Below are 26,337 nucleotides of genomic sequence, written 5' to 3'. Positions count from 1 at the left end.
CCTCCCCCCCACAACATTTTTTCGTTTTTTTCTTGGTTCTTTTATAAATATTCGCTACATTTGCACCCAACGGCAGTAACAAAGCATAAAGAAACCTAAACAATCACGCTTCAATGCCGGAATATCGACGAGGTGCTGCCGCACCTCCATGATACCCGCATCTGCCGCCGCATCATGCCGTCCGCCCTGTGCGCCTCCAGGAAGGGAGGAGGAAGATGCCTTGAAAACAATGCCTTAGTAAACAAATCAGTTAATTTTAAAAAATCTATGGAGAAAAGATTTGCGCTTTTTTTGTTTGGGCTCGTCCTGTCAATCGGCACGGCGTTCGGTCAGACAAAGATCAATGGTACTGTATTTTCTCAGGACGATGGTGAACCCATCATCGGCGCATCCGTCATGGTACAGGGTACCACGGCGGGAACCGTCACCGACATCGACGGAAAGTTCACGCTGGACGTGCCTGCAGGAAAGAAAGTCGTAGTCAGTTACATCGGCATGGTCACGCAGACCCTCACGCCCAAGGACGGCATGAAGGTGGGCCTCACCAACGACAACCACCAGCTCACGGAGGTCGTCGTGACAGGTATGACCCAGCAGGACAAACGCCTCTTCTCGGGTGCCGCCACGAAGATCGACGCCTCCAAGGCGAAGCTCGACGGCATGGCCGACGTGAGCCGGTCGCTCGAAGGCCGCGCCGCCGGCGTGAGCGTCCAGAACGTCTCGGGTACGTTCGGTACGGCACCGAAGATCCGTGTGCGCGGTGCCACGTCCATCTACGGTTCGTCGAAGCCGCTGTGGGTGGTCGACGGAGTCATCATGGAAGACGTCACCGAAGTCGATGCCGACAACCTCTCCTCGGGTGATGCGGCCACGCTGATCTCCTCTGCCATCGCCGGACTGAACGCCGACGACATCGAGAGCTTCCAGATCCTCAAGGACGGTTCCGCCACCTCTATCTACGGTGCGCGCGCCATGGGCGGCGTGATCGTCGTCACGACGAAGAAGGGCAAGGCCGGCAGCAACCGCATCAGCTACACCGGAGAATACACCATGCGGCTCCGCCCGAGCTACTCGCAGTTCAACATCATGAACTCCCAGGAGCAGATGGGCATCTACAAGGAGATGGCCGCAGACGGACTGTTCTCCTTCTCGCGCACGCTGCGTGCATCCACCAGCGGTGTCTACGGGAAGATGTACAACCTCCTCAACACCTACGACACCACCAACGGCCGCTTCGGCATCGCCCACAACGACGACGCCATCAACGCCTACCTCCGGGAGGCGGAAATGCGCAACACCAACTGGTTCAAGGAGCTGTTCAGCAATTCCATCTCGATGAACCACTCCATCTCCATGTCGTCGGGTACGGACAAAGCGCAGTACTACACCTCCTTCTCCTTCATGGACGACCCCGGATGGGCCGAGCAGAGCAAGGTGCGCCGTCTGACCTACTCCATCAACGCCAACTACAACATCAGCAAGAAGGTGACGCTGAACCTCATCGGCAACACCGCCTACCGCAAGCAGCGGGCACCGGGATCGGTCAACCAGGACGTGGATGTCGTGTCGGGGGCAGTGAACCGCAACTTCGACATCAACCCCTATTCCTATGCCATCAACTCCTCAAGGGCCTTGGATCCCAACACATTCTACGTGCGCAACTACGCACCGTTCAACATCCACCACGAGCTGGCGAACAACTTCATCGACTTCGATGTCCTCGACCTCAAGGTGCAGGCGGAACTGAAGTACAAGCCCGTCAGCAAAGTGCAGCTATCCGTGCTGGGGGCCTACAAGTACTCCATCACCTCGCAGGCCACACAGATCCGTGAGGGTTCCAACATGGCGATGGCCTACCGTGCCATGGACGATGCCACCATCCGCAACGCCAACCCCTGGCTCTACCTCGACCCCGACCAGCCCAACTCGCTGAAGTTCTCGGTGCTGCCGAAGGGCGGATTCTACGACGAGACGAAGTACCGCATGAACAGCTGGGACTTCCGTGCAACGGCAAGTTACAACGACGTTTTCAACGAGCGGCACATCGTTAACTTCTACGGCGGTATGGAAATCAACAACACCGTCCGCACGCAGAGCTACTTCGAGGGGGTGGGCATGCAGTACGGCATGGGCTATCTCCCCAATTACGATTACCATTACTTCAAGCATGCCATCGAGGACAACAACCTGTACTACGACCTCTACAACTCGTACAACCGCGACGTCTCCTTCTTCGGAACGGCCAACTACTCCTGGAAAGGACGCTATGCCGCCAACTTCACCACACGCTACGAGGGCAGCAACCGCCTCGGAAAGGCGCGCACGGCACGATGGCTGCCTACGTGGAACATATCCGGCGTGTGGAACGCACATGAAGAGCCGTGGTTCCAGAAGACCTTCAAGAACGCCATGACCCACGCCACGCTGCGCGCTTCCTACTCGCTGACGGGCGACAAGCCGGCCGTCACCAACTCGCAGGTCATCATCCGCAGCTCGAACATCTGGCGGCCCTTCGCCGTCGACAAGGAGACGGGACTCTACATCTCCCGTTTCGCCAATCCCGACCTGACATACGAGAAGAAGCACGAGTTCAACATCGGCATGGACCTCGGCTTCCTCAACAACCGCCTGAATGTCGTCTTCGACTGGTACACCCGCAACAACTACGACCTCATCGGGCCGCGCACGACGAACGGCACGAAGGGTACGATCACCGAATATGCCAACGTGGCCAGCATGAAGTCGCACGGAGAAGAGCTTTCCATCTCGAGCAAGAACATCCTGACAAAGAACTTCCAGTGGACAACCGACTTCATCTTCTCCCACGTGAAGACACGCGTCACCGACCTCGACAGCCGCTCGCGCATCATGTCGATGGTCAGCGGGTCGGGATTCACCATGGTGGGCTATCCCTACCGCGCCCTCTTCTCCTGGGAATTCAAGGGACTCAACAAGCACGGCATACCGCAGGTCATCAACCAGGACGGTGAACTCACCACTAGCGGCGTAGACTTCCAGAGCTACGACCTCGACCACCTGAAGTACGAAGGGCCGACCGACCCGACCGTCACCGGTTCCTTCGGCAACACCTTCTCCTACAAGGGCTGGCACCTGAGCATCTTCACCACCTACGCCTTCGGCAACAAAGTGCGTCTCGACCCCTTCTTCAGCACGAGCTATTCGGATATGTCCGCCATGCCCAAGGAATTCCGCAACCGATGGACAAAGACCGGCGACGAGGCCCACACCACCATCCCCGCCATCGCCGACCTCCGCTCCATCCAGCAGGACGGCTATCTGCACCGCGCCTACAACGCATACAACTACTCTACAGAGCGCATCGCCAAGGGCGACTTCATCCGCATGAAGGAGATTTCCCTGGCGTATGACTTCCCCGCACAGCTGATCCGGCACATCGCACTCAGCTCGATGAGCCTGAAGCTGCAGGCGACCAACCTCTTCCTGATCTACTCTGACAAGAAACTCAACGGACAGGATCCGGAGTTCTTCAATTCAGGAGGCGTGGCCCTGCCTGTACCCCGCCAGTTCACCCTGACGCTGCGGCTTGGAATCTGATACATACAAAAACAATAAGGAGAAAACGAAAATGAAAAAGATAAGTGTTTTGCTTCTGGGGGCAGGCCTCCTCGGTCTTTCCTCCTGCAACGATTTCCTGGACCGTCTGCCTGACGACCGTGCCGAGGTGAACGACTTCGAGAAAGCGACGCAGCTCGTGTCCTCCGCCTACTCTACAGCCTCCCCGGCCTTCATGATGGAGTGGAGCAGCGACAACGTCACGGACAACGGAAAGACCTTCTACTACCAGACCGACCAGGACCAGGTGTACCGCTGGAAGGCGGTCAACACGACCGGAAACGACGACCCGCAGCACGTATGGGGCTACGCCTACTACGCCGTCGGCAACGCCAACCAGGCGCTGGAAGACCTCGGCAAGGTGAAGAGCGGCAACATCGAAGCCGTACGCGCCGAGGCGCTGCTCTGCCGGGCATGGGCGGTCTTCAGCATCGCCAATGCCTTCTGCATGGCCTACGACGAGTCGAAAGCCGACCAGTATCTCGGACTGCCTTACCCCAAGGAGGCGAACCGGTCGGTGGACAAGCGGGGTACGCTGCGCGAACTCTACGAGAACATCAACGCCGACATCGAGGCGGCACTGCCCCATGTCAGCGACGAGTACATGACGGTGCCCAAGTATCACTTCAACCCGCGGGCCGCCTATGCCTTCGCCGCACGCTTCAACCTCTATTACCACAAGTGGGACAAGGCACTGGAGTATGCCACCAAGGCACTCGGCACGCAGCCGGCGTCGCTCATGCGCACCGTCTCGCGCTACAAGAGCCTTTCGGGCGGCCGCCGCGAAATACACAACAACTACATCAGTTCCAGCGAGAATGCCAACTTCATGCTCCAGACGGCGGTCTCTTACCTCGGGTATGCGACCACCTCAAGTGCCTTCAACCGCTACAACTACGCCAACTACCTCGTCGACCGCGAGCTGTACTGGGCGGAGATGCCCTGGGGTACCGGCTCGATCAACAACACGCTCTATGAGACGAAGCTCCTCTACGGACCCAACCAGGTGGTAGTCTATCCGAAGCTGGCGGACGAATGGGAATACACCAATGCCGCCAAGACGAGAGGCTACATCCATGTCGTCGATCCCGTCCTTACGGCTGACGAGACCCTCCTCGTGCGTGCCGAGGCAGAGATCCTGCTGAAGAAATACACCGAGGCACTGGCCGACATGAACACATGGGTGTCCGTACATTGTGCCCCGTCTTCCGGTACGGCGACACGTCCGACGCTGACCATCGCCTCCATCAAGGCGTTCTTCGACAGCCAGGAAACGGTGCCGGAGAAGATGGAAAGCAAAGACCAGATGGGCGTCAAGAAGGCACTGCACCCACAAGGATTCACGATTGACGAGACCCAGACCAACCTGCTCTACGCCTTGCTGCAGATGCGCCGGCTGGAGACCTGCATGCAGGGACTGCGCTTCATGGACATCAAACGCTACGGCATCGCCTTCACCCATCTGCTCGACGGAGAGAACCCCATCTACTTCAAGACCGGCGACCTCCGCGGTGCCCTGCAGCTGCCGGGCGACGTCATCGAGGCCGGAATGGAACCTAACCCACGAGAAAATTAAACAAAAGGAGGACTATACATATGAAAACAATAAAATTCCTGCTCATGGCAGTCGTCGTAGCCCTGGCTGCCGCCTGTTCAAACGATGATGTCGACACGTCCCGCTCCATCTTCCAGAAAGGAGAGGCAAAGGCGGACAGCACGGCTTTCGACAAATGGCTGCGGAAGAACTTCGCCGACCCGTACAACATCCGGTTCGACTACCTTTACATCGACCAGAACAGCGATATGTCATACAACGTCAGTCCGGCGGACATCAAGAAGTCCATCGCCCTGGCAAAGATCATCAAGCACGTGTGGCTCGATGCCTATACCGAACTGATGGGCCCCGACTTCCTCAAGCAGCACTGCTTCCGTGAGTTCCAGCTCATCGGGTCGGCGGAATACACCAGCAACGGCTCCATCGTACTGGGATTCGCCGAGGGCGGCATCCGTGTCAACCTCTTCCAGGTGAACGCACTCGACCCCGCCCACATCTACATCGAGCAGACGACGCCTTACGGCACGTCGGATGCCTTCGACCTGAACCGGGCCTACTTCCACACGATGCACCATGAGTTCGCACACATCCTGACCCAGCTCAAGGACTACTCGACCGACTTCCGCGGCATCTCCGCCGGCAAGTACCACACGGCCGACTGGGTGAACGTGAAGGACCTGAACTCGGGAGCGGAAGGATTCGTCACAGGCTATGCCAGCAGCGAATACAACGAGGACTTCGCCGAGGTCTTCTCCTGCTACGTAACCGACACCGATGCCATGTGGCAGAAACGGCTCGCACAGGCCGTCACGGCAGCCAACGGCGACGAGAGCGGCAAAAAGGCCATCCTTGCCAAGCTGAGCATCATCCGCACCTACCTGAAGGATGCGTGGGGCGTGGACATCGACAAGCTGCGCACCATCGTGCTGCGCCGTGCAAGCGAAGTAAGCACACTGGATCTGGAAACATTAAATTAAGACTTAAGTTATGAAAAAGACATATCGATTACTGTTTGCATTGACGGCACTCGTCTTCACGGCTTCCTGTACGCCGGAGGTGGAAGATGCCTTCGACAAGCCGTCTCCCGACCGCATCGCCGAGGCGATCAGCGAGACAAAGGATATCCTCACGGCTGCCCCGAACGGATGGAAAATGGCTTACCAGGGCTCCGGCGGATTCGGCGGATTCAACATCCTCTGCAAATTCGACAAGAAGGACAACGTGTTCTGCGAAGAGGAAAGCGATCACGCCAAGGCTACCTCGCACTACACCGTACAGCAGGGACAGGGCGTGCTGCTGTCCTTCGACTCCTTCAATGCCGCCCTGCACAAGTATTCAGACCCTGTCGGGAAGATCAACGGGAAGTCTGTCGGCAAGGACGGGAAAGGCTTCCAGGGCGACTTCGAGTTCCGCGTCATGTCCTGCACGAAGGACAGCATCGTCCTGGAAGGGCGCAAGCACGGTGACCGGGTCGTCATGACCCCTATGCCGGAAGACCTCACGTGGGACAGCTTCTTCACGCAGATTGCCACCGTTGCGTCGGGCATGAGTTCCGAACGCTACAACATCATCATCGACAAAGACACGCTGCCTGCCAGGATGAACCTGCATACCCTGCACACGACGGACAAGAACGGAAAGGCCGTCGCCATTCCGTTCATCTACACGCCGCAGGGCATCGAGGTGCTGAAGGCCGACTCGCTGAACGGAAGGAAACTGACGGCATTCACCTATTCCACAGACGACAAGTGGGTCGACCCCAACGACAAGAGCGTCATGCTGTCCCCGCGCGACATCACGCCGCTCGAAGCTTTCTTCAGCGACAACTGGACCATCAACGTGGGTTACAGCAGTACGGCGGAAATGAACGTATGGAAGGCTGCCGCCGCCTATGCCGCAAGCAAGAACATGGAGATCGTCACAGTCTACTTCAGCACTACACCGGGTTTCCTGAGCCTGTCATCCTATGTGGGCGACAACTGGGGCAACCTCCGCACGCTCTACAGCACCAGCGGGAAGGACCAGATTACCATTAAGGGCTTCAGGCCCAATCCGAAAGGTACGGCCAACGAGAGGAACGGTGCCGTCTTCTACAACCAGTACAAGCTGAAGGACATCGCCAACACCTTCCTCGTCAACGGACAGGCAACAGACTATACACTGTCGATCGACAATCCCAAGCATCCGCTGTGGCTGCGCATGACAAGCAACAGCCACGATGAGGTGTCCTTTGTCTTCTACAGAGGAATCTGGAGCGCAGACTTCTGACCCCCATCCCCACACAAAAAAAACTGTCCCGAGAGTAGTTTCCTGCTTTCGGGACAGCTTTTTTTTGGGGGGGAGGATAGGCGATGGTGAGCGGGGATAGGCAATGATGGGCGATGATAAGCGGCGATGGGTGGTAATGAACCTTACTCGTTACCCCCAGGAACGGTGATAGAAGTCGATGTTCTCGGGAGTCAGCAGGTCGATGGGCATATAGTTGACCGGCTCCACCTTCTTCTTCAGCACGATGGCACGGAAGAGGGAGTCGACGCTGAAGAATCCCTGCTGATAGGCATGCTGTGCGATGAGGAAGAAGATGCTCCCGGCACGCAGACAGTCGGCATTCTTGTGTACCATGTCGTAGCCCATGATCTGCACATTGCGACGTCCGGTCTTCAGGAGAAACTCGCCCACGATGTGCGCCTTGGAATTCAGCGTGATGCAGTGCCTTACCTCCGGATGGGCAGAGAAGAACTTCTCCAGGATGCGGTCGTAGCGTTTGCGCTCCTCATCCAGCGGCAGGTTCACCTCGAGGATTTCCGTTTCCGGACAGTTCTCTTCCATGTAACGCCGGAATCCCACCTCCCGGTTCTCCTGCTGGCGGCTCGCCATCTTCCCGTCCTTCGTCTGCCGCATGAGCATGACGGCCTGTTCCTTTCCCGCCACGAGCATGAGCATCCTCGCCGCAAACCGTCCGCTCTGGATGGAGTCCTGTCCGTAGAACGACAGCGGCTGCAGGGACGGCATATAGGAATCGAGCAGGATGAAAGGGATGTTGCGTTCGTGCAGTTCGTCGGTGAAGGGACGCGTCAGCTCCAGCGTCGTAGGGACGAGAATCACGCCGTCCGGATTCTTCTTCAGGCACTTCTGGTAGGTCGTGATAAAGGAATGGGAGTCCAGCCGGCTGTAATACATGATTTCCAGGTCGACGTCAAAGTCCCTGCGCATCTCGACCGCCTTCAGTGCCCCTGTCTCTATCTCCTCCCAGTAAGTCTCGCTGGCATGCTTCGGCAGGAGACAGTAGAAGGTATAGCTCTTGTTGTAGGCCAGCGCACTGGCATAGACGTTGGGCTGGTAGTCCATCTCCTTGAGCACCTTCTCCACCCGCTTCAGGGCCACCGCCGACACGTTGGGGCGTTTGTGCAGCACCCTGTCAACCGTCCCGACACTTACGCCGGCGCGCTCCGCAATGTCTTTGATTCTGATCTTTTCCGCCATAGGTAGAAAGGAATAAATTATTTCACCTTACACGGTGCAAAATTACGAATAATTGTTGGAATGCGTGTAGTCACAGACATTATTTTGCAGCAAAAGCCGCACGGAGGAGAGACGGAAAGGCGGAAGGAACAGCAAGCGGGGATGCCACCGGTGGCATCCCCCGCTTGTTCGTTATCAGGGAAACAGATCGCCCAGAAACCAGCAGACCGTCGTCTGAAGTCCGGCAGACGGCCGTCTGGGAAATCAGCGAATCTGCCGTCTGACGTCCGGCAGGCTGCTTCCTGAAGACCGGCGACCTATTATCCGAAGTTGTCGTACATGATGGCATCCTGGTCTACGCCCAGACTGTCGAGATAGTCGGTGACGGTCTTGATAAGCATGGGAGGTCCGCAGAGGTAATACTCGCAGTCCTCGGGTGCTTCATGCTTGCTGAGATATTCATCACGGATGCAGTTGACGGCGAAACCGGTGTAGTACTTCACGCCGGCCTCATCCGCCTTCGGGTCCTGACGGTCGAGCGAGAGGTGGAAGTGGAAGTTGGAGTACTCCTTCTCCAGTTCCCAGAAGTCCTCCAGGAAGAACGCCTCGCTGAGCGAGCGTGCCCCGTAGAAGAAATGCATCTCACGGTCGCGCACGTGCAGCGTCTTGGTCATGTGCATGATCTGCGCCCGCAGCGGAGCCATGCCGGCACCGCCGCCGATCCATATCATCTCCTTGCCGGAAGTGAAGTTGGGATGGAAGTCGCCGTAAGGCCCGCTCATCATCACCTTGTCGCCCGGTTTGAGCGAGAAGATGTACGACGACCCGATGCCCGTCGGCACGTCCTGGAAGCCCACCTGCGGGCGCGGCAGGAACGGTGTCGAGGCGATGCGGACGGTCAGCATGATGATGTCGCCCTCGGCCGGATAGTTCGCCATGGAATAGGCACGGACGGTCGGTTCGGGATTGTGTGCCTTGAGCGAGAGGATGTTGAACTTCTTCCACGGCCCGAGGTACTCCTCGCCGATGTCGTTCTTGTCGAAGTCCTTGTCGTAGTCGATGCAGTCGTAGGCCGGAATCTTGATCTGCGCGTAGGACCCGGGGAGGAAGTCCATGTGCTCGCCCGGCGGCAGCGCAACCTTGAACTCCTTGATGAAGCTGGACACGTTCTTGTTGGAGATGACGGTACACTCCCACTCCTTGACGCCCATGACCGACTCCGGCACCTTCAGTGCCATGTCGCCCTTCACCTTGCACTGGCATCCGAGCCGCCAGTGGTCCTTGATTTCCTTGCGGCTGAAGTGCGGGCGTTCGGAGTCGAGTATCTCGCCGCCGCCTTCCACCACCTGTACCTTGCACTGTCCGCAGCTGGCCTTGCCGCCGCAGGCCGAAGGCAGGAAGACGCCGTTCTCGTTCAGCGTCGCCATGACGGAGCTGCCCTGGTCGACGGTCAGCTGCCTGTCGCCGTTGATGGTTATCGTCACCTTTCCGCTCGGGCTGAGGTACTTCTTCGCCACGAGCAGGAGGATTACCAGCACGAGGATGGTAATCAGGAATACCGCAATACTTGTTGTTATGAATTGTCCCATGATTGTTCGCTTAGATTTTAAGACCTGAGAAGCACATCATTGCCATTGCCATCAGTCCTACGGTGATAAAAGTGATGCCCAGTCCCTGCAGCGGCTTGGGCACGTCGGAATATTCCATCTTCTCGCGGATGGCACCCATCGCCACGATGGCCAGCGTCCAGCCGAGGCCGGAGCCAAGGCCGTAGACGAGGGCATCCCACACGGAACCGATGTACTGCGTGCTCGAGGGGTCGAGGCCGATGCGCTGCTGCATGAAGAGCGATGCGCCCATGATGGCGCAGTTGACGGCGATCAGCGGCAGGAAGATGCCCAGTGCGCCGTAGAGGGAGGGCGAGAACTTCTCCACCGCCATCTCCACGATCTGCACGATGCCGGCGATGACCGCAATGAAAAGAATGAAACTGAGGTAGGTCAGGTCGACACCGTCGGCAAGGCAGTCGGGTCCGAGCACTTTCGTCAGCAGCAGGTAGTTGACCGGCGTGGTGACGAGCAGCACGAAGGTGACGGCTGCGCCCAGCCCCAGCGATGTCTTCACGTTCTTCGAAACGGCGAGGAACGAGCACATGCCGAGGAAGAAGGCGAATATCATGTTGTCCACGAAGATGGACCGGAAGAATAAACTGATAAGATGTTCCATAATCACTTCTTGTCTTCTTTATAGAAATAAGCACGGTGTACCCAGATGACGCACCCGAGGAGGATGAGCGCCATGGCCGGCATCGTCATCATGCCGTTGTCCATGTAGCCGGCATCGTAGAAACTCTGCGGAAGCAGCTTGAAGCCGAGCAGCGACCCGCGGCCGAAGAACTCGCGCACGGCACCCACGATGACGAGGATCAGGGCATAGCCCAGTCCGTTGCCGATGCCGTCGAGGAAGCTGGGCCACGGCCGGTTGGTCATGGCGAACGCCTCGAGCCGTCCCATGAGGATGCAGTTGGTGATGATCAGTCCGACGTAGACGGAGAGCTGTACGCTCACGTCGTAGGCCACGGCCTTGAGTATCTGGCTGACGATGGTCACCAGTGCGGCCACCACCACGAGCTGCACGATGATGCGGATGCGGTTGGGGATGGTGTTACGGATGAGCGAGATGATCACGTTGGAGAATGCCGTGATGATGGTGACGGCAAGCCCCATGACAATCGCCGGCTTCAGCTGCGAAGTGACGGCGAGGGCGGAGCAGATGCCGAGCACCTGGACCATGATGGGGTTGTCCAGGTTCAGCGGATTGCTGAACACCTCTCTATTTTGCTTTGAGAATAAATCCATTTTTCTTTACGTTCTGAATGGTTGGGATATTTTCATTTGCTGTTCAGGAATTTCACGTAGGGCTGCAGGCCGCCCTTCTCTGCATGGAACATCTCCGTCACGCCGTTGCTGGTGAGCGTGGCACCCGTCACGGCATCTACCTGCGTACTGGGGTCGGAGATTTTCTTCTCCACGGAGAGAGCTATCCGCCTGTCGTTGCCGCCGGCGAAGAGGTGCTTGCCCTTGAACTTCGCCTGCCATGCGGCGTTGTCCTTGATTTCCGCACCCAGGCCGGCCGTCTCGCTCTCGTGGTTGAAGTAGGCCCCGAAGACCGTCCGCCGGTCGCCGTTGATGGCGATGAAGCCGTTGATGGGTCCCCAGAGGCCGTTGCCGTAGACGGGGATGACATACTTCTCCTCGCCGTCCACCCGGCAGCGGTACAGTGCGAGCCGCCCGGCCTTGGCATCCTTGCTGTCGAGCCTGAAGCCGGCATCCACGCCGCCCTGCCGTCCTGTCTCGACGACCTTGCCGTCGGCATCGATGACATCGTCGGCGACGATGATTTTCTTCCAGAGTTCCACCGCCTGAGCATCGGTCATGTCACGGTCCTGGTTGAGCGCGAAGAGAATCTGCTTCTGCTGGTCGAGCTGCACGTTGGCATCCTGCATCGGCTTCAGCGCCTGGAACACGAAGACCAGCAGGAAAGCCACCACCAGCACGAGGACGGCGGAATAGATGATTGTATAGGAATTGCTGTTTGTTTTCATTTCGTTTCTCCTCCTTGTTTATTTGGCACGCTTGGCGCGCTTGCTGATGTTGGACTGCACGACACAGTAGTCGATCAACGGTGCGAACATATTACCGAAGAGGATGGCGAGCATCATGCCCTCGGGGTAACCGGGGTTGAGGACACGGATGATGATGGCCATCGCACCGACGAAGAAGCCGTAGAACCACTTGCCGGTCTCGGTACGCGCCGAGGTGACGGGGTCGGTCGCCATGAAGACCGCACCGAAGCAGAAGCCGCCCAGCACGAGATGCTCGTACCAGGGAATCGGCGTCGCACCTGACGACTGGAAGATCAGCCCCATGACGGTTCCGCCGAGGAACACGCTCAGCATCGTCTTCCAGCTGGCGATGTCCGTCCAGAGAAGAATGACCGCACCGATGGCGATGGCGATGACCGACGTCTCGCCGACGGAGCCGGGAATGAGTCCGGTGATCATGTCCTGGAGCGAGGCGTTGACCGTCACGCCCTGCCCTATCTGCCCCAGCGGCGTCGCCATCGTGAAGCCGTCGGGGAGCGTGTAGCCCAGTCCGAAGATGGACTCCCGGGCCACCCAGATGCTGTCGCCGGTCATCCGGCTCGGATAGGAGAAGAAGAGGAAGGCGCGCGCCGCCAGTGCCACGTTGAAGATGTTCATGCCTGTTCCGCCGAAAATCTCCTTGGTGAAGATGACGGCGAAAGCCACGGCGAGCACGAGGGTCCACAGCGGCGTGGTCACGGGGATGATCAGCGGGATCAGGATGCCCGACACCAGATAGCCCTCCTGAATCTCCTCGCCCTTCCACTGTGCCCAGGCGAACTCGATGCCCAGACCGACGATGTAAGAGACAAGGATGTTCGGCAGCAGTGCCAGCAGGCCGTAGAGGAACATCCCCCAGCAGCTTGCTTCCGCCAGCCGGCCGGCGGCAGCGGCATTCTGGTAGCCGATGTTGTACATTCCGAACAGCATGGCGGGCACCAGTGCCAGCACCACCAGGCTCATGATTCGCTTCGAGTCAATGGCATCGTGGATGGAAACGCCGCTCCTGGATGTCTCGCTGGAGACGTAGAGGAACGAATCGAAACCATCGAAGACGCTCTTGAAGGCATGAAGCTTTCCGCCCTCGTCGAAATTCGGGCGTATCTTATCGAGATAATTTCTTAAGCTCATAATACTTTTGTTATAGGGTTCTTAAAGTCTGAAGCTCCTCTCCGGCGGAACCGTTCCCGACCGTCTGGGAATCCTGTTCCCAACCGCTTGGGAATCCTGTTCCCGGCCCTTGGGAACCGTGTTCCCGACCGTGCGGGAACATCGGGACCGTGCCCGTGGAACGCGGCAGGCTGCCGGACGGACAGATGCCGATGGCCGGACAGGGAGCTGAAGTTGACGTCATCGCGGGTTCATCAAGTCCCCTATGCGTTTTCTTTTCTAAGGATATCCAGTCCCTGGCGGACAATCTTCTGCAGCGGCAGCTTGGAACTGTCGACGAACTCGGCGAGGGCGAAGTCCTCCGGACTCACCTCGTAGATGCCCAGCTGCTCCTGGCTGTCGATGTTGCCGGAGAGGATCGACTTGACGAGGTACTCGCCGTAGATGTCCATCGGCAACACCCTGTCGTACTCGCCGCTCATGATCATGTGGCGTTCGCCGCCCTTGATGCGGGCATCGAGGTCGTACGTCTTTCCGCCCTGCAGCCAGCTGAAGTAGCTGCGCGAGGTGGAGAAGTCGTCGAGCCGGGGGAGCATCCATCCGAACGCCTCGTGTACGTCGTCGCCCTCCGGAATCACCGTCACCTCCGAGGTGTGGGCACCGAGCACGGCGGCCTCGTCGGCGATGACACCGGTGAGCGGATTGCCGTTGAGGATGCGCACATGGCCCCCGTCGGCGACGTTGCCGGCCAGAATCTGCTTCAGCGGCGTGCCGACGAGCGCATCCACATAACCGGTCTGCTTCACCCTGCTGCCGGCCACGGCGACACGGCGCATGAGGTTCACCCGCCCGGTGTTGAACAGGCGGCCAAAGAAAATGACGGCCGTGGGATCGACCGTCCACACCACCTCGCCCTTGTTGACCGGCGCGACGTGGTTGACCTGCACGCCGACATTGCCTGCCGGGTACGGACCGTCGAAGACGTTCACCTCCACATCCTTCGCCCCGGTCAGGGCTTCCGCCGTCTGCCGCGCACCGATGCCGAGGCAGACCCGGGCTATCCTGGACAGTGCCGTAAGCCCTGTCTGGAAATCGTGCTCCTGTCCTTTCAGCTCATACTCGAAGTCGCCCTGCAGGGGCTTGTCACGAAGAGCCGACACGAAGATGGCCTTCGGTTCCGTGTCAGGCCGTGTGGCGACGGCATACGGCAGCTGGGTGATGTAGCCGAAGAGTCCCGCCTTCAGCAATGCGTCCCTGACCCCGTCTGCCGACAGGCCTGTCACGTCCTTTACGCCGAAGTCGGCATATTCCTGCTGCGCATCGGCCTTGACCTTCACCCGCAGCACCTTGCGCCGTGCCCCGCGTTCGACTGCCGATACGGTGCCGCTCACAGGGGAAGCGAAGCCCTCCTCCGGACAGCCCTTGTCCACGAACAGCGGATCGCCGGCACGGACATGGTCGCCTTCACGGACGGTCACCCTGGGGGTCACCCCCACGAAGTCGTCGGGTACGAGCGCATACTCCACGGCTGCCTGCACGGGCAGCATCTGTTCCTGCGCGCGTCCTGCAAGGTGAATGTCTAAGCCCTTCCGTAACTTAATTACATTTGCCATAACAATGATAAATCCGATTTTTTATATTATTTCATCTTGAGATTACCGTATCCGCACAAGCCGCACACGTGCTTTCAATTTGCCGAGCGCAGCTTATTTTCTGCAAATGTAGCAATTTTTAAGGAGATTTGTCATCTTTGAATGTAATAATTTGAGCAGAAACCGTTTTTTTAGTAGTTTTGCAGACGCATTGAAGAAACTCCGAACAATTATCCGGTGGATGGTATGGACCGTGGCAGGTCTCTACCTCTCCGCCATCGTACTGCTGCACCTGCCGGCAGTACAGGGTTTCCTCGCCCATAAGGCAGCCGGTGCGGCCGGACGGAAGCTGGGCACGGAGGTGCGTGTAGGACGTATCGACCTGGGCGTATTCAACCGCTTCGTGCTGGACGATGTCCTCATCTACGATCAGCAGAAGAAACGGATGCTCTCGGCGGCGCGCATCGGTGCGAGGGTCGACCTCTGGCGGCTGCTGCGGACAGGAGATATCAACATCTCGTCGGCACAGGTCTTCGGACTGCAGGCGGATTTCTACAAGACGGACCGCAACGCCCGCCCCAACTTCCAGTTCGCCCTGGACTCGCTGGCCTCGAAAGACACCACCGCCCATACCCCGCTCCACCTCTCCATCAACAGTCTCGTCATACGCCACGGCAGCATCCGGTACGACCGTCTCGATGCGCCCCGCACGCCCGGCAGGCTGAATGCGGACCACATCAGCGTGAGCGGCATCTCGGCCTATCTCGTCCTCCACGAGCTGAAGGACACCAGCCTGTGGGCCGACCTCCGTACGCTGGCGTTCAGGGAAGCGGCAGGCCTGGAGGTACGGCAGCTGACGTTCGGCCTGAAGGCCGGCCGCCGCCATACCTCGCTGTGCGACTTCCGCCTCGAGACACCCGCCAGCAGCATTACGCTGAAAGAGCTGTCGGCCGACTACCGCATGAGGGGAAAACGGCTGGACGACAGCACGCTGCGCTATGCCGTCAAGGGCTTCAGGGCATCGGTCACGCCGGCCGACTTCGCCCCGCTGCTGCCTGCCCTGAAGACCTTCACGGAGACCTACGATGCCGCCCTGGAGGCACGGGGGACGAGACGTTCGCTCCGGGTGAAACGGCTCTATCTGGCCGACCGGTCGCTGTCCACGCTCATCAGGGCGAAAGGACGGGTCAGACTCCGGGGGACTGTGCCGGCATGGGACTGCTCCTTCACGCCGCTGCGCATCAGCGGCAACACCCTGCGCCGCATCGCCCAGGTCGCCCGAAAGCCCCTGCCCGGACCGTTGGATGGCCTCGGCAACATCTTCTATCACGGCTCGTTCGCCCACAATGCAGGCCGTTATACGGCTGAAGGACAGTTCCGTACAGGAGCGGGCAGCGTGCGGCTGGCGGCCGGCATCCACGGAAAGAACTTCCGGGCGACCGTGCATACCGGCGGATTCGACCTGGCGAAGGTGCTCGGCAACAGCGACTTCGGCAGCATCAGCACAGACATCAGGGTGGAAGGGAATACCGACCTCTCCTCGATTCTTGCGAAAGGGGACGTACGGTCGTTCTGTTACAAAGGCTATACCTACCGCAACATCCGGCTGGACGGAGCCTGCCGCAACGACGCCTTCAGCGGGAAAGCATCGATAGACGACCCGAACGGAAAACTCTCCGTCGACGGAAAAGCCGCCGGCATCCTCGCCTTCCTCCACCGGAGGGGAAAACTGTCGGCCGACCTCACGGTCGATGCCCGAGCCGTCAACCTGCACCGCCTGCACCTGACCGATGCCCTGGGAGACAGGACCCTGTCGTTCTCCTCCTCCGTCAAAGGACAGGGAACCAGCCTCGACGACCTTTCCGGAAGCCTCGCCGTCAGCGGCTTCGCCATGACCGGCGAGGGACAGGACATCCGCCTCGGAAGGCTGGAGGCCAAGGCTTCGAGCGGACTGCTGGGCAGGTCGCTTGACGCACGGACCGACTTCGGCGAACTGCACCTTGCCGGACAGTACGACTATGCCACGCTGCCGCAGAGCATCGTCCGTGTGCTGGGACATTATCTTCCCAGCCTGGTTTACCCGCATCCGCAGTACAGCATTGCCAAGGGAAAGGCCGATTACGCCTTCTCCTTGCAGCTGGACGACACACGGATGCTCAACAGCCTCTTCAGGACACCCGTCGAGACCGCCCGTCCCGTCAAGATAGACGGCAGAGTGGACGAACGGCACAACGGACTGAACCTGCACGTCGAAGCACCCGGCATCGACTGCGCCGGACAGCACATCCGCCACCTGCTGCTGAACGTCAGCAGCAGGCCACAGGGACTGCTTGCGGACATCTCCGCCGAGAGGAAAGGCGGAAGCGGACCGCACGTCGTCCTGAACGCACAGGGACACATCGCCGAGAACAGCGTCGCCTCGGACATCGCCTTCCGCATCCCGGGCGAATCGCCGGTACACGGAAACATCAGCAGCACCGCCTCCTTCGCACGCCGACGGGGCGGACTGGAGACCCGGCTGCACTTCAACCCGTCGACCATCCACTTCGATTCCGTCGCCCTGCAGGTGCAGCCCTCCGACCTCTCCTACCACCGGAACAGCCTCACGATCGACCACTTCGAACTCTCCAACCGCAACCAGCACATCATCGCCAACGGACAGACCTCCGGCAACCCCGGCGACTCCATCCTCGTCAGGTTCAGGGAGATCGATGTCCCCTACATCCTCAACCTCGTCAACTTCCACAGCGTCAGCTTCGCCGGGACAGCGACGGGGACGGCCGCCGTCAGATCGTTCTTCCATCACCCGCAGATGGAAGCCCGCCTCGAGGTCAACGGCTTCCAGTTCGAGGAAGGCGACATGGGAACGCTCCATGCCAGCGTCGGATACAACGGCCGGGAAGGGAGAGTCAACATCGACGCCCATGCCGACGACGGCGACGCACGCACGGACATCAAGGGCTACGTGGACCTCCGCAACAGCTACATCAACCTGCCCATCTACGCCCACGACACCCACCTCTACTTCCTCCGGAGCTTCTGCGGATCGTTCATGGACCAGATCCAGGCAAGGGCGAACGGATGGTGCAAAGTGGTAGGACCGCTCAGCAACGTCAACCTCGAGGGCGACATGGAGGCCCGCGGCAGCATCTTCGTCAAACCGACAGGCACCGTCTACACCCTGCACGATGCCCGCATCCGCATGGTTCCGAACGAAATCATCTTCGGCAGAGACACCGTCGCCGACCCGCAGGGACACATCGGCATCGTCACCGGCGGACTGCACCACAACAGCCTGCGCCACCTCACCTACGACATCAACATCGAGGCGCAGAACCTCCTTGCCTACAACCACCCGAAGAAACAGGACAAGGAATCGTTCTGGGGCATCGTCTACGGCACGGGGAACTGCCGCATAAAAGGCGGACCGGGAGAGACGACCATGAACATCGACCTCACGCCGGAGAAGAACACCAGCCTTACCTACAACGCCGCATCGGCAGGCGATGCCGGACCGAGCAACTTCATCCGGTGGGTCGGCCTGCCCGAGGACAGCACCGGCCTGCAGACTGCCGACGCTGCCGATACCGCCGGACACACGGCCCGGGCCACGGCAAGACAGGCCCTCGTCATCCCCGGCTATGACGACATCCCGAGCGACCTGCACATGAACTTCGTCCTGCACACGAACCCCAACCTCACCCTCGGCGTGCTGCTCGACGAGACGACGGGCGACAACATACGCCTGAACGGATCGGGAATCATCCGCGCCACCTATTATAATAAAGGCGCATTCCAGCTCTTCGGCAACTACAGTGTCTCCTACGGACAATACAACCTCACCATCCAGGACATCATCCACAAGCAATTCATCTTCCAGCCGGGATCGACCATCGCCTTCGGCGGCGACCCCTTCAACGCCGCCCTGAACCTGAAGGCAAGCTACATCATCAACTCTGTGCCGCTGGGCGACCTCGGACTAGGCAGCTCCTTCTCGGGCAACAACACGAAGGTGAATTGCCTGCTGAACATAGAAGGTACGCCGGGCGCACCGACCGTCACCTTCGGGCTCGACCTCCCCTCCCTCTCGCCCGATGCGCAGCAGATGGTGCGCTCCGTCCTCAACTCAGAACAGGAACTCAACCAGCAGGTGCTCTACCTGCTCGCCGTAGGACGCTTCTATCCCCAGACCAACAACAACAGCACAGCACAGAAGAACGAGGAACACAGCGGCACGGCACTCGCCATGCAGAGCCTCCTCTCGGGGACACTCTCGCAGCAGATCAACACCGTGCTGTCCAACGTCGTGAAGGACAACAACTGGAACTTCGGAGCCAACATCGCCACCGGCAACGAGGGCTTCGACAACGCCGAATACGAGGGGATGCTCTCCGGAAGCATGCTCAACAACCGCCTCCTCTTCAACGGACAGTTCGGCTACCGCAACAACGTGGCGAAAGACAAAGGCTCCTTCATCGGCGACTTCGACATCCGTTACCTCCTCTTCCCGAGCGGCAACGTCGCCTTCCGCGTCTACAACCAGACCAACGACCGCTATTTCACCCGCAACTCGCTGACCACGCAGGGCATAGGACTGATCCTGAAGAAAGACTTCAACAACCTGGGCGACATCTTCGGGCACAGGAAGAAAAAAACAAAAAAAGCTCCTCAAAAACGTTGATGTTCAGAATATTATTCGTAACTTTGCACCCGATTTGGGCGGTTTCTGCCCATCTCGCAGGCAATATAAAGTCGAACTTTATTAATTAAATTATTTTTTCAAACACTTTATGACAAATTTCAAAGACGTCCAGAATGTGCAGCCTTTAGCTGACTTCAACTGGGACGAGTTCGAGAACGGTGCCAGGAACGAGGCCGACAAGGGTGACCTCACCAAGGCATACGACGAGACGCTCAACAAGATCCAGGAACACCAGGTGGTGGAAGGCACCGTCATCTCCATCGACAAGAAGGAAGTAGTCGTCAACATCGGCTACAAGAGCGACGGCATCATCCCCGCTTCCGAGTTCCGTTACAATCCGGACCTCAAGGTAGGCGACAAGGTTGAAGTCTACGTGGAGAACCAGGAGGACAAGTGCGGACAGCTCGTTCTCTCCCACAAGAAGGCACGCCTGCAGAAGAGCTGGGAGAACATCAACAAGGCACTGGAGAACGACGAAGTCATCCAGGGCTACATCAAGAGCCGCACCAAGGGCGGCATGATCGTTGATGTGTTCGGCATCGAGGCCTTCCTCCCGGGCAGCCAGATCGACGTTCATCCTATACGCGACTACGACGTGTTCGTCGGCAAGACCATGGAGTTCAAAGTGGTCAAGATCAACCAGGAATTCCGCAACGTAGTCGTTTCACACAAGGCACTCATCGAGGCCGAGCTGGAAGCACAGCGCAAGGAAATCATCTCCCACCTGGAGAAGGGACAGATCCTCGAGGGTACCGTCAAGAACATCACTTCCTACGGTGTATTCGTCGACCTCGGCGGTGTCGACGGACTCGTACACATCACCGACCTGTCATGGGGCCGCGTAAGCGATCCGCACGAGGTGGTTTCGCTCGACCAGAAGATCAACGTCGTCATCCTCGACTTCGACGAGGAGAAGAAACGCATCGCACTCGGCCTGAAGCAGCTCACACCGCACCCATGGGATTCGCTCGACCCGAACCTCAAGGTGGGCGACCACGTCAAGGGCAAGGTAGTCGTCATGGCCGACTACGGCGCATTCGTCGAGATCCAGCCGGGCGTAGAGGGCCTGATCCACGTCTCCGAGATGAGCTGGAGCCAGCACCTGCGTTCCGCACAGGAGTTCCTGAAAGTGGGCGACGAGGTAGAGGCTGTCATCCTGACCCTCGACCGCGAGGAGCGCAAGATGTCGCTCGGCATCAAGCAGCTCAAGGAAGACCCGTGGGAGACCATCGAGGTGAAGTACCCGGTAGGCTCGAAGCACACGGCAAAGGTACGCAACTTCACCAACTTCGGTATCTTCGTAGAGCTTGAGGAAGGTGTCGACGGCCTGATCCACATCAGCGACCTCTCCTGGACAAAGAAGGTAAAGCATCCTTCAGAGTTCACCACACAGGGTGCCGACATCGATGTCGTCGTACTCGAGATAGACAAGGAGAACCGCCGTCTGAGCCTCGGCCACAAGCAGCTCGAGACCAATCCTTGGGACGAATACGAGCGCATCTACACGCCGGGCTCCGTTCACGAGGGCAAAATCACCGAGTCTATGGACAAGGGAGCTGTCATCACGCTGAACGAAGGCGGTGAGGGCTTCGCCACTCCGAAGCACCTCGTCAAGAAAGACGGCACGCAGGCACAGCTGGGTGAGGTGCTGCCGTTCATGGTCATCGAGTTCGTCAAGGACACCAAGCGCATCATCCTCTCCCACTCCCGCACGTTCGAGGAGGTGAAGGACGAACCGCGCCGCCCGCGCAACAGCAACAAGCCGCAGAAGAACGAAGCAGCTGCCATCAACAACGTTGCTGCCGGCACATCCCTCGGCGACCTCGGCGTACTGGCCGACCTGAAGAAGAAGATGGAGGAAGGCAAGTAATCAGCCTCCTGCACGACAATAACCAAAAAGTACCAGGCCTTCCGGTCTGGTACTTTTTTTATCCCCATCATCGCTTATTATCGCCTATTATCATCGCCTATCCCGCCTATCATCGCCTATCATCGCTCATCATCGCCTATGGCTCCCTGCCCCGCCTCTACTCAAAATAATAAAGGAAGGTGGCAACCCCCTCGAGTGCCGGCTTGCGTTCTCCTTCGATTTCAATATGGAACTTGATGCCGGCCTTGCAGATGCCGCGCAGGTTCTCGATGCTGGCAAGGGTGGCGACAAGGCGCACACGCGAACCGACGAGCACCGGCCGGCCGAAACGCATCTTGTCCATGCCGTAGTTGACCATCATCTTGAGGTTCTTCACCTCGATAATCTCCTGCCACATATGCGGGAGCAGTGAGAGAGTCAGGTAACCGTGGGCTATCGTGCTCTTGTAGGGACTCTCCACCTTCGCACGTTCCGGATCGACATGAATCCACTGGTGGTCGAGGGTCGCGTCAGCAAAGAGGTTGATCCGTTCCTGGTCGACGGGCAGCCATTCGCTCTCACCGAGCTTCTCGCCCAGCCGGGCGGCAAGCTCATCATAGTTGTTTACTGTTAATTTTGCCATTGCTGTTTTCTTGAAATGTTTATGGGAGGAATGCGGGAGACTCTGCTTGCCCCCTTCCTCCTTCCTGCAAAATTACGAAAAACTTTCGGAACTGCCAAATCGGCCGATGCCGGTGGGCCAGGACTGTCCGAGGCTGTCTCCACAGTTATCCGCATAGTCCGGACCAGACATCTCTGTTTCGTATGGGCATCATGATGGTCTACTTCGTCCTGACCGTCGCCGTCATCTATCCTTTCGCCGACGAAATGATGATGCTCTTCGTCAACGGAGGCGAGCAGGAGGTGATCGCCAATGCGGCGTGAGCCTCTGGCTGGTGCCGGCATGGGCGTGGCTGGGTGTCTGCTATGCCGACCCGGTGGCATGGATGATGGCCGACCTCTTCCTCGCCCCCGCCTACCTGTGGCTGCTGAAACGGCTGCGTAAGGGCCACCGCATCCCGTCTGCGGCATGACACCGCGCCCACTCTACACATTAAAACCAGCAACATAATTACAAGGAGCCGGGCCTCAACACAGACGGTGCCGACCGACGGGCACCCTGCGTGATGGGCCGCAACGCAACACGTGACAGGCTGCAACACATAGACGGGTGTACCAAGACCGTGTCATTCATGCGTCCTTACACACGAGATACCTGTAACTGACTTCAATACAGGAAAGTTTACGGGACAGCAATCATCTTCTATCTCTTTTTTCCCTCTTTTTCTCTCTTTTTCCCCCACTCCATCCCTTTCCTTCATCAACTCTCTCCCTTCGTATCCGATTCTCAACTTACACTGACAACAGGCCAGCACCGTTCTGCACAAAAAAAGGACCGGACAGAGGCTGCACTGGCAACCTCTTGCCCGGTCCGGCAAGTTCATTAGTGGGTTGTTTCCCTCTAAAGAAATTAAGGAACGACTCCCAAGAAGTTCCTGAAAACAGGAATTTCTAATATGGCCTCCGTCAGCAGAGACATGGAAGCCGTCTTTATACTATAGTACAACTTTCACGCTCTTGACGGTCTTGTTATTATGCAGCTTCACAATGAGAACTGTCTTATTTGCCGTGTGCAACTCTGCCGTGACAGGTGCGACAATACTCTGTACAAGTCTGCCGTCAACCGTGTAAATTTCAGCCTTAGAGGTGTTCTCAAACACCAGCTTGCCATTAACCACCTGGACAGAAGGAACACCTGTCACATTGGCAACCTTGTCAACCGCTGTCACAATCGTCCAGTTGTCGGGATTGCCTACATCATGCTTGTCGACATACGTACGGCCCGGCTGGTTGTCTCCTACAATATCTACATCAATATCAAGTGTGTAGCCCTTGTTCGTCTTGGAACCAGGACCGAAAGCACCAGCAAACCATGCATCAGAGTAGACGATGCGCAGACGGCTCTTGCCTACGTGAGCATCTTCAGGAATAAAGATAGTTCCCTTGAGACCGTCGCCCTTTACCAGACAAGGATTGCCCTTGCGGAGCGTTCCGGCACGGAACACACGCTCGCCATAGGCCTCCGTACCGTCCTTGGTGTTGTCATCCAGAGGATAGGTAGACTGATCCTTGTCAGGATCGTTCGCATAGGAAGTGCCGTCAGCATAAGAGTAGAAACCATTGTCCTTCCAGAATGGCTGCTCAACAACGCCCTTTCCGTAGTTGAAAGTACCGCTGCCGTCAAAGTCCATCCAGCCGCCTACGAAGCAGTAACGGCAGTCGTCCTTGGTGCCGGTAGTAACCACCTGGGCATCAAAACCCTTGAGGGTAAACTCATAGGTTTCACCCTGCTTTACCTTAAGAGTCTTGTCAGCATGGTGGTAGTTCAGGAAACGGGCACTGTTCTTAACGCCATTAGGACTGTTGTCTTTGAGGTAATCCGCATAAGGAAGCTCATACTTATAGTCGCCATCAGGTGTTCCCTTGACGGTGAAACGTTCAACGCCGCGCAAGCGGACAGCATTGTTGTAGCCTTCCGCATTGGTATCGAGGAAGGACTGTCCGTAAGAGCCGAACGGATCTTTCGCACCCGCCTCACTGCTGGTCTTGATGTCATGCCATTCCGGCTTGGTAACGGTTTTGAGGTCGGTTGATACCGCTACGACAGCCACCTGAGGTTTCTTAGCCCCTGTTATGTCCAGTGCAGGGATGAATGCTGCCCACTGTGAGGTGCGTCCCACTTCAACGACATTGGCGTCATTGGTATCTGATGCACGGTAGATAACCTCGAAGTGGTCGATGTTGGCATCCTTGTTATATACCACACCGTATTCATTGGCCACATGGTTTACACCCCATGCCATCTTCAGGTCAACAGTTGTAGTGCCGTTCTCAACGAGCGTAGAGGTAGTCGTAACGTCTACGTTCTGTACTTCATCAGATTTCGCTGTGTTTCCGTCATTGAGCTGCAGCTCACCTACATACGCATCGAAACCATTCTCGGCATTCTCCACACGGAGACCGACATACTCGACCTTGCTTCCATGGGCAAGACCCTCGAGGCTGATCCGGTGCTCCTTCCAGCTGTTGCCACCGTTCTGCGGTATGTCGTATGCCTTCCACTGACCGCCGGTGAAGAGGATGAGCTTCAGCTGTCCGTTCTTCTCGCCGTTCTTCTTGGTAGCCACGAGTGCATAAGGCTTTGCGCCGTTGGTGGTAAGGTCCGTGCGGTAGAGCACGATGTCGGAGGCCGTAGAGCCCGTCGCCTTCAGACGGAGACAGGTGCCGCCGGTAAAGGCATCCTCATGGGTGAATGAAGGTGTAACGTCCTTACTGATCTGTGCAGCATCACTGACTTTTTCGTTGGCTTTGAGTACCAGCCAGCGATAGGTAGGTACGATGTCCTGTGCAGACATATTATACCATGCACCTGAAACTTTCTTGCCACGGTAATTGTAACGGTCGCCGTTACCCAGACAGAAGTTGGTCGCAAACGGGAAGCTGCCCTTGACGGTAGAACGCTCTGGAACCATGTCGGCAAAGCCTTTCCAGTTGGACATAGGAGGTGTATCACCGGCCCACTCCATCTTGGCGTTGGAATAGCTCAATCCTACCTTGTTCAGCGGGTTGCGATTGCCGCCGCTGAAGGTGCGCTCAAGGAACTGCTGGTAGTGATCCTGCTGTTCCATGGTGCTGGATCCGCTGTTGTAGCTCCAGAAACGGCTGTCTTTGTGTTCGCCCCAGAGACAGATGTTCAGTTCCTGCGCCTCCTTATCAGCCATACTCTCCCAGTCCTGGTTGAAACTTACAATCCAGAAGCCTTGCCAGAGCCCTTTTGCGCCCAGCTTGCTGTTTGCCTGTTTGGCATTCTGTACGGAGTTTTCAGCTCCATCTTCACCACGATAGTTCAGCATCAGGTCGGAGATCTGTCCATCAGAATCTGCATACCAATCTGGGGCCTGAGCCGCTGTCAGCTGTGACGAACTGCCGTAGAGGCCCAGATGGAAACCGTCGAAGCCCACCTGCTTTGCATATTTGTACAGTGCCTTGTGGAAGCCTTTGTAATTTCCGACAGTACCAGTCTTATACTCCCAGTTGATGTTTACACCATCCATACCGAAATACATCAGCATGTGAATCAGAGGCTTAACATACATATAGTTATCGTATGCCAGCTTCGGATCGCTTGTTGTTGCTCCTGCATAAGTAATCCAGTCGTTGTATGCCCCGGCAGAAGAAGCGCCATCGAAGAAGATGGTTCCACCCAGGATGTCACATCCGTTCTTGTGTGCGGCATCCGTCCACGCACCGGGAATCTGTGCTACGCTGTGGTTCCAGCTGCCCCACAGGGCTGTATAGTTCCAGAGAGAGAACACGTCGTTGTGCCACACCCCTGTAGGATAGCCGGCGTCGCCACCCGATCCGCTGCCCATCGGCAGGTTCATCCATACACGGCGGTCAGCGTAAGTGTTCTTGATAAGACGTCCTTTCTGATCAAGAATGTCACGACGCTGTACGTGTGACTTGATAAAAGACAGGTCTGTAGTCGTCATGCCCATTTCAGTAGCAATCTCCTCGTCGGTCGGGAAGTTCTTGCCATGCTGCAGGGCTGTTGCGAACAGGTCTACCATCTTCTTCCAGTTCAGCTGCCCGAAGTTGTAGTTCTGCGCCATGACTGATGCAGGACTCCCACTCAGCAGTGCTGTAAGAAGCAGTGCGGCTAAAGTAGATTTCTTTTTCATCTTAATGATTTTAGTTGGGTTATAATTA

The 26,337-nt window shown here is 57.7% G+C and carries 15 protein-coding genes and 1 pseudogene; 7 read left to right on the top strand and 9 right to left on the bottom strand.

The features are described from left to right. Positions 1-267 precede the first annotated feature (267 nt). From DYH27_RS10015 to DYH27_RS10000, 4 genes are read left to right on the top strand one after another with little or no spacing between them, the layout of a single operon-like run. Positions 268-3,576 (top strand): SusC/RagA family TonB-linked outer membrane protein, encoded by a 3,309-nt coding sequence (locus DYH27_RS10015; protein ID WP_025067202.1) that lies wholly within the window; start codon positions 268-270, stop codon positions 3,574-3,576. Positions 3,577-3,607: 31 nt separating this feature from the next. Next, positions 3,608-5,170, top strand: coding sequence for a RagB/SusD family nutrient uptake outer membrane protein (locus tag DYH27_RS10010; RefSeq protein WP_013671862.1), 1,563 nt, complete (start codon positions 3,608-3,610; stop codon positions 5,168-5,170). A gap of 20 nt (positions 5,171-5,190) precedes the next feature. After that, entirely contained in the window at positions 5,191-6,126 is a 936-nt protein-coding gene (locus tag DYH27_RS10005) for a zinc-binding metallopeptidase (RefSeq protein ID WP_004353573.1), read from the top strand. 10 nt (positions 6,127-6,136) lie between these two features. Further along, positions 6,137-7,417 (top strand): DUF4302 domain-containing protein, encoded by a 1,281-nt coding sequence (locus tag DYH27_RS10000; RefSeq protein WP_029216506.1) that lies wholly within the window; start codon positions 6,137-6,139, stop codon positions 7,415-7,417. Positions 7,418-7,567: 150 nt separating this feature from the next. Here the strand turns inward: DYH27_RS10000 and DYH27_RS09995 are convergent, their stop codons facing one another. The 7 genes from DYH27_RS09995 to DYH27_RS09965 all read right to left on the bottom strand — a co-directional run bounded on the left by DYH27_RS09995 (position 7,568) and on the right by DYH27_RS09965 (position 14,977). Next, positions 7,568-8,632, bottom strand: a complete 1,065-nt coding sequence (locus DYH27_RS09995; protein WP_025067201.1) for a LacI family DNA-binding transcriptional regulator — start codon at positions 8,630-8,632, stop codon at positions 7,568-7,570. 299 nt (positions 8,633-8,931) lie between these two features. After that, positions 8,932-10,200, bottom strand: coding sequence for an NADH:ubiquinone reductase (Na(+)-transporting) subunit F (nqrF, locus tag DYH27_RS09990; RefSeq protein ID WP_004353570.1), 1,269 nt, complete (start codon positions 10,198-10,200; stop codon positions 8,932-8,934). Between the two features lie 10 nt (positions 10,201-10,210). Then, on the bottom strand, positions 10,211-10,837 hold the full coding sequence (gene nqrE, locus DYH27_RS09985) for an NADH:ubiquinone reductase (Na(+)-transporting) subunit E (RefSeq protein ID WP_013671860.1): 627 nt from the start codon (positions 10,835-10,837) through the stop codon (positions 10,211-10,213). Positions 10,838-10,839: 2 nt separating this feature from the next. Further along, positions 10,840-11,469: an NADH:ubiquinone reductase (Na(+)-transporting) subunit D gene (locus DYH27_RS09980; RefSeq protein WP_004353594.1), complete on the bottom strand. Its 630-nt coding sequence runs from the start codon at positions 11,467-11,469 to the stop codon at positions 10,840-10,842. 32 nt (positions 11,470-11,501) lie between these two features. Next, positions 11,502-12,215 carry an NADH:ubiquinone reductase (Na(+)-transporting) subunit C gene (gene nqrC / locus DYH27_RS09975; protein WP_025067200.1) on the bottom strand — a complete coding sequence of 238 codons (714 nt, stop codon included), beginning with the start codon at positions 12,213-12,215 and terminating at the stop codon, positions 11,502-11,504. An 18-nt stretch (positions 12,216-12,233) separates the two neighbouring features. Beyond that, the gene (locus DYH27_RS09970; protein ID WP_025067199.1) at positions 12,234-13,385 is read right to left on the bottom strand and encodes an NADH:ubiquinone reductase (Na(+)-transporting) subunit B; all 1,152 of its coding nucleotides are present in this window, start codon (positions 13,383-13,385) and stop codon (positions 12,234-12,236) included. Positions 13,386-13,627: 242 nt separating this feature from the next. Continuing rightward, on the bottom strand, positions 13,628-14,977 hold the full coding sequence (locus tag DYH27_RS09965) for a Na(+)-translocating NADH-quinone reductase subunit A (protein ID WP_029216507.1): 1,350 nt from the start codon (positions 14,975-14,977) through the stop codon (positions 13,628-13,630). Between the two features lie 151 nt (positions 14,978-15,128). Here DYH27_RS09965 and DYH27_RS09960 point away from each other — a divergent pair, with 151 nt between their 5' ends. After that, entirely contained in the window at positions 15,129-19,637 is a 4,509-nt protein-coding gene (locus DYH27_RS09960) for a translocation/assembly module TamB domain-containing protein (RefSeq protein WP_051132051.1), read from the top strand. A gap of 109 nt (positions 19,638-19,746) precedes the next feature. Then, on the top strand, positions 19,747-21,528 hold the full coding sequence (rpsA, locus tag DYH27_RS09955; RefSeq protein ID WP_004353566.1) for a 30S ribosomal protein S1: 1,782 nt from the start codon (positions 19,747-19,749) through the stop codon (positions 21,526-21,528). A 157-nt stretch (positions 21,529-21,685) separates the two neighbouring features. On the opposite strand, the gene DYH27_RS09950 is transcribed toward rpsA, so the two are convergent. Then, a complete protein-coding gene (locus DYH27_RS09950; protein WP_025067197.1) occupies positions 21,686-22,150 on the bottom strand; it encodes a MaoC family dehydratase in 465 nt (154 codons plus the stop codon). A gap of 182 nt (positions 22,151-22,332) precedes the next feature. Here DYH27_RS09950 and DYH27_RS09945 point away from each other — a divergent pair. Continuing rightward, a pseudogene (locus DYH27_RS09945) lies at positions 22,333-22,601 on the top strand (MATE family efflux transporter); the annotation flags it as partial. Between the two features lie 522 nt (positions 22,602-23,123). On the opposite strand, the gene DYH27_RS09940 reads toward DYH27_RS09945, so the two are convergent. After that, positions 23,124-26,309, bottom strand: coding sequence for an endo-beta-N-acetylglucosaminidase (locus tag DYH27_RS09940; RefSeq protein WP_029216508.1), 3,186 nt, complete (start codon positions 26,307-26,309; stop codon positions 23,124-23,126). Between the last annotated feature and the right edge of the window lie 28 nt (positions 26,310-26,337).

Origin of the sequence: Prevotella denticola (assembly GCF_900454835.1) — a bacterium.
Taxonomy (GTDB): domain Bacteria; phylum Bacteroidota; class Bacteroidia; order Bacteroidales; family Bacteroidaceae; genus Prevotella; species Prevotella denticola.
Note: the sequence above shows the minus strand (reverse complement) of the source record. Positions and strands in the feature narration are given on the sequence as shown.

What these genes read in the sequence shown, in the direction of transcription:
- DYH27_RS10015 (WP_025067202.1), top strand. Translation starts at nt 268, where the DNA reads ATGGAGAAAAGATTTGCGCTTTTTTTGTTTGGGCTCGTCCTGTCAATC.
- DYH27_RS10010 (WP_013671862.1), top strand. Translation starts at nt 3,608, where the DNA reads ATGAAAAAGATAAGTGTTTTGCTTCTGGGGGCAGGCCTCCTCGGTCTT.
- DYH27_RS10005 (WP_004353573.1), top strand. Translation starts at nt 5,191, where the DNA reads ATGAAAACAATAAAATTCCTGCTCATGGCAGTCGTCGTAGCCCTGGCT.
- DYH27_RS10000 (WP_029216506.1), top strand. Translation starts at nt 6,137, where the DNA reads ATGAAAAAGACATATCGATTACTGTTTGCATTGACGGCACTCGTCTTC.
- DYH27_RS09995 (WP_025067201.1), bottom strand. Translation starts at nt 8,632, where the DNA reads ATGGCGGAAAAGATCAGAATCAAAGACATTGCGGAGCGCGCCGGCGTA.
- nqrF (WP_004353570.1), bottom strand. Translation starts at nt 10,200, where the DNA reads ATGGGACAATTCATAACAACAAGTATTGCGGTATTCCTGATTACCATC.
- nqrE (WP_013671860.1), bottom strand. Translation starts at nt 10,837, where the DNA reads ATGGAACATCTTATCAGTTTATTCTTCCGGTCCATCTTCGTGGACAAC.
- DYH27_RS09980 (WP_004353594.1), bottom strand. Translation starts at nt 11,469, where the DNA reads ATGGATTTATTCTCAAAGCAAAATAGAGAGGTGTTCAGCAATCCGCTG.
- nqrC (WP_025067200.1), bottom strand. Translation starts at nt 12,215, where the DNA reads ATGAAAACAAACAGCAATTCCTATACAATCATCTATTCCGCCGTCCTC.
- DYH27_RS09970 (WP_025067199.1), bottom strand. Translation starts at nt 13,385, where the DNA reads ATGAGCTTAAGAAATTATCTCGATAAGATACGCCCGAATTTCGACGAG.
- DYH27_RS09965 (WP_029216507.1), bottom strand. Translation starts at nt 14,977, where the DNA reads ATGGCAAATGTAATTAAGTTACGGAAGGGCTTAGACATTCACCTTGCA.
- rpsA (WP_004353566.1), top strand. Translation starts at nt 19,747, where the DNA reads ATGACAAATTTCAAAGACGTCCAGAATGTGCAGCCTTTAGCTGACTTC.
- DYH27_RS09950 (WP_025067197.1), bottom strand. Translation starts at nt 22,150, where the DNA reads ATGGCAAAATTAACAGTAAACAACTATGATGAGCTTGCCGCCCGGCTG.
- DYH27_RS09940 (WP_029216508.1), bottom strand. Translation starts at nt 26,309, where the DNA reads ATGAAAAAGAAATCTACTTTAGCCGCACTGCTTCTTACAGCACTGCTG.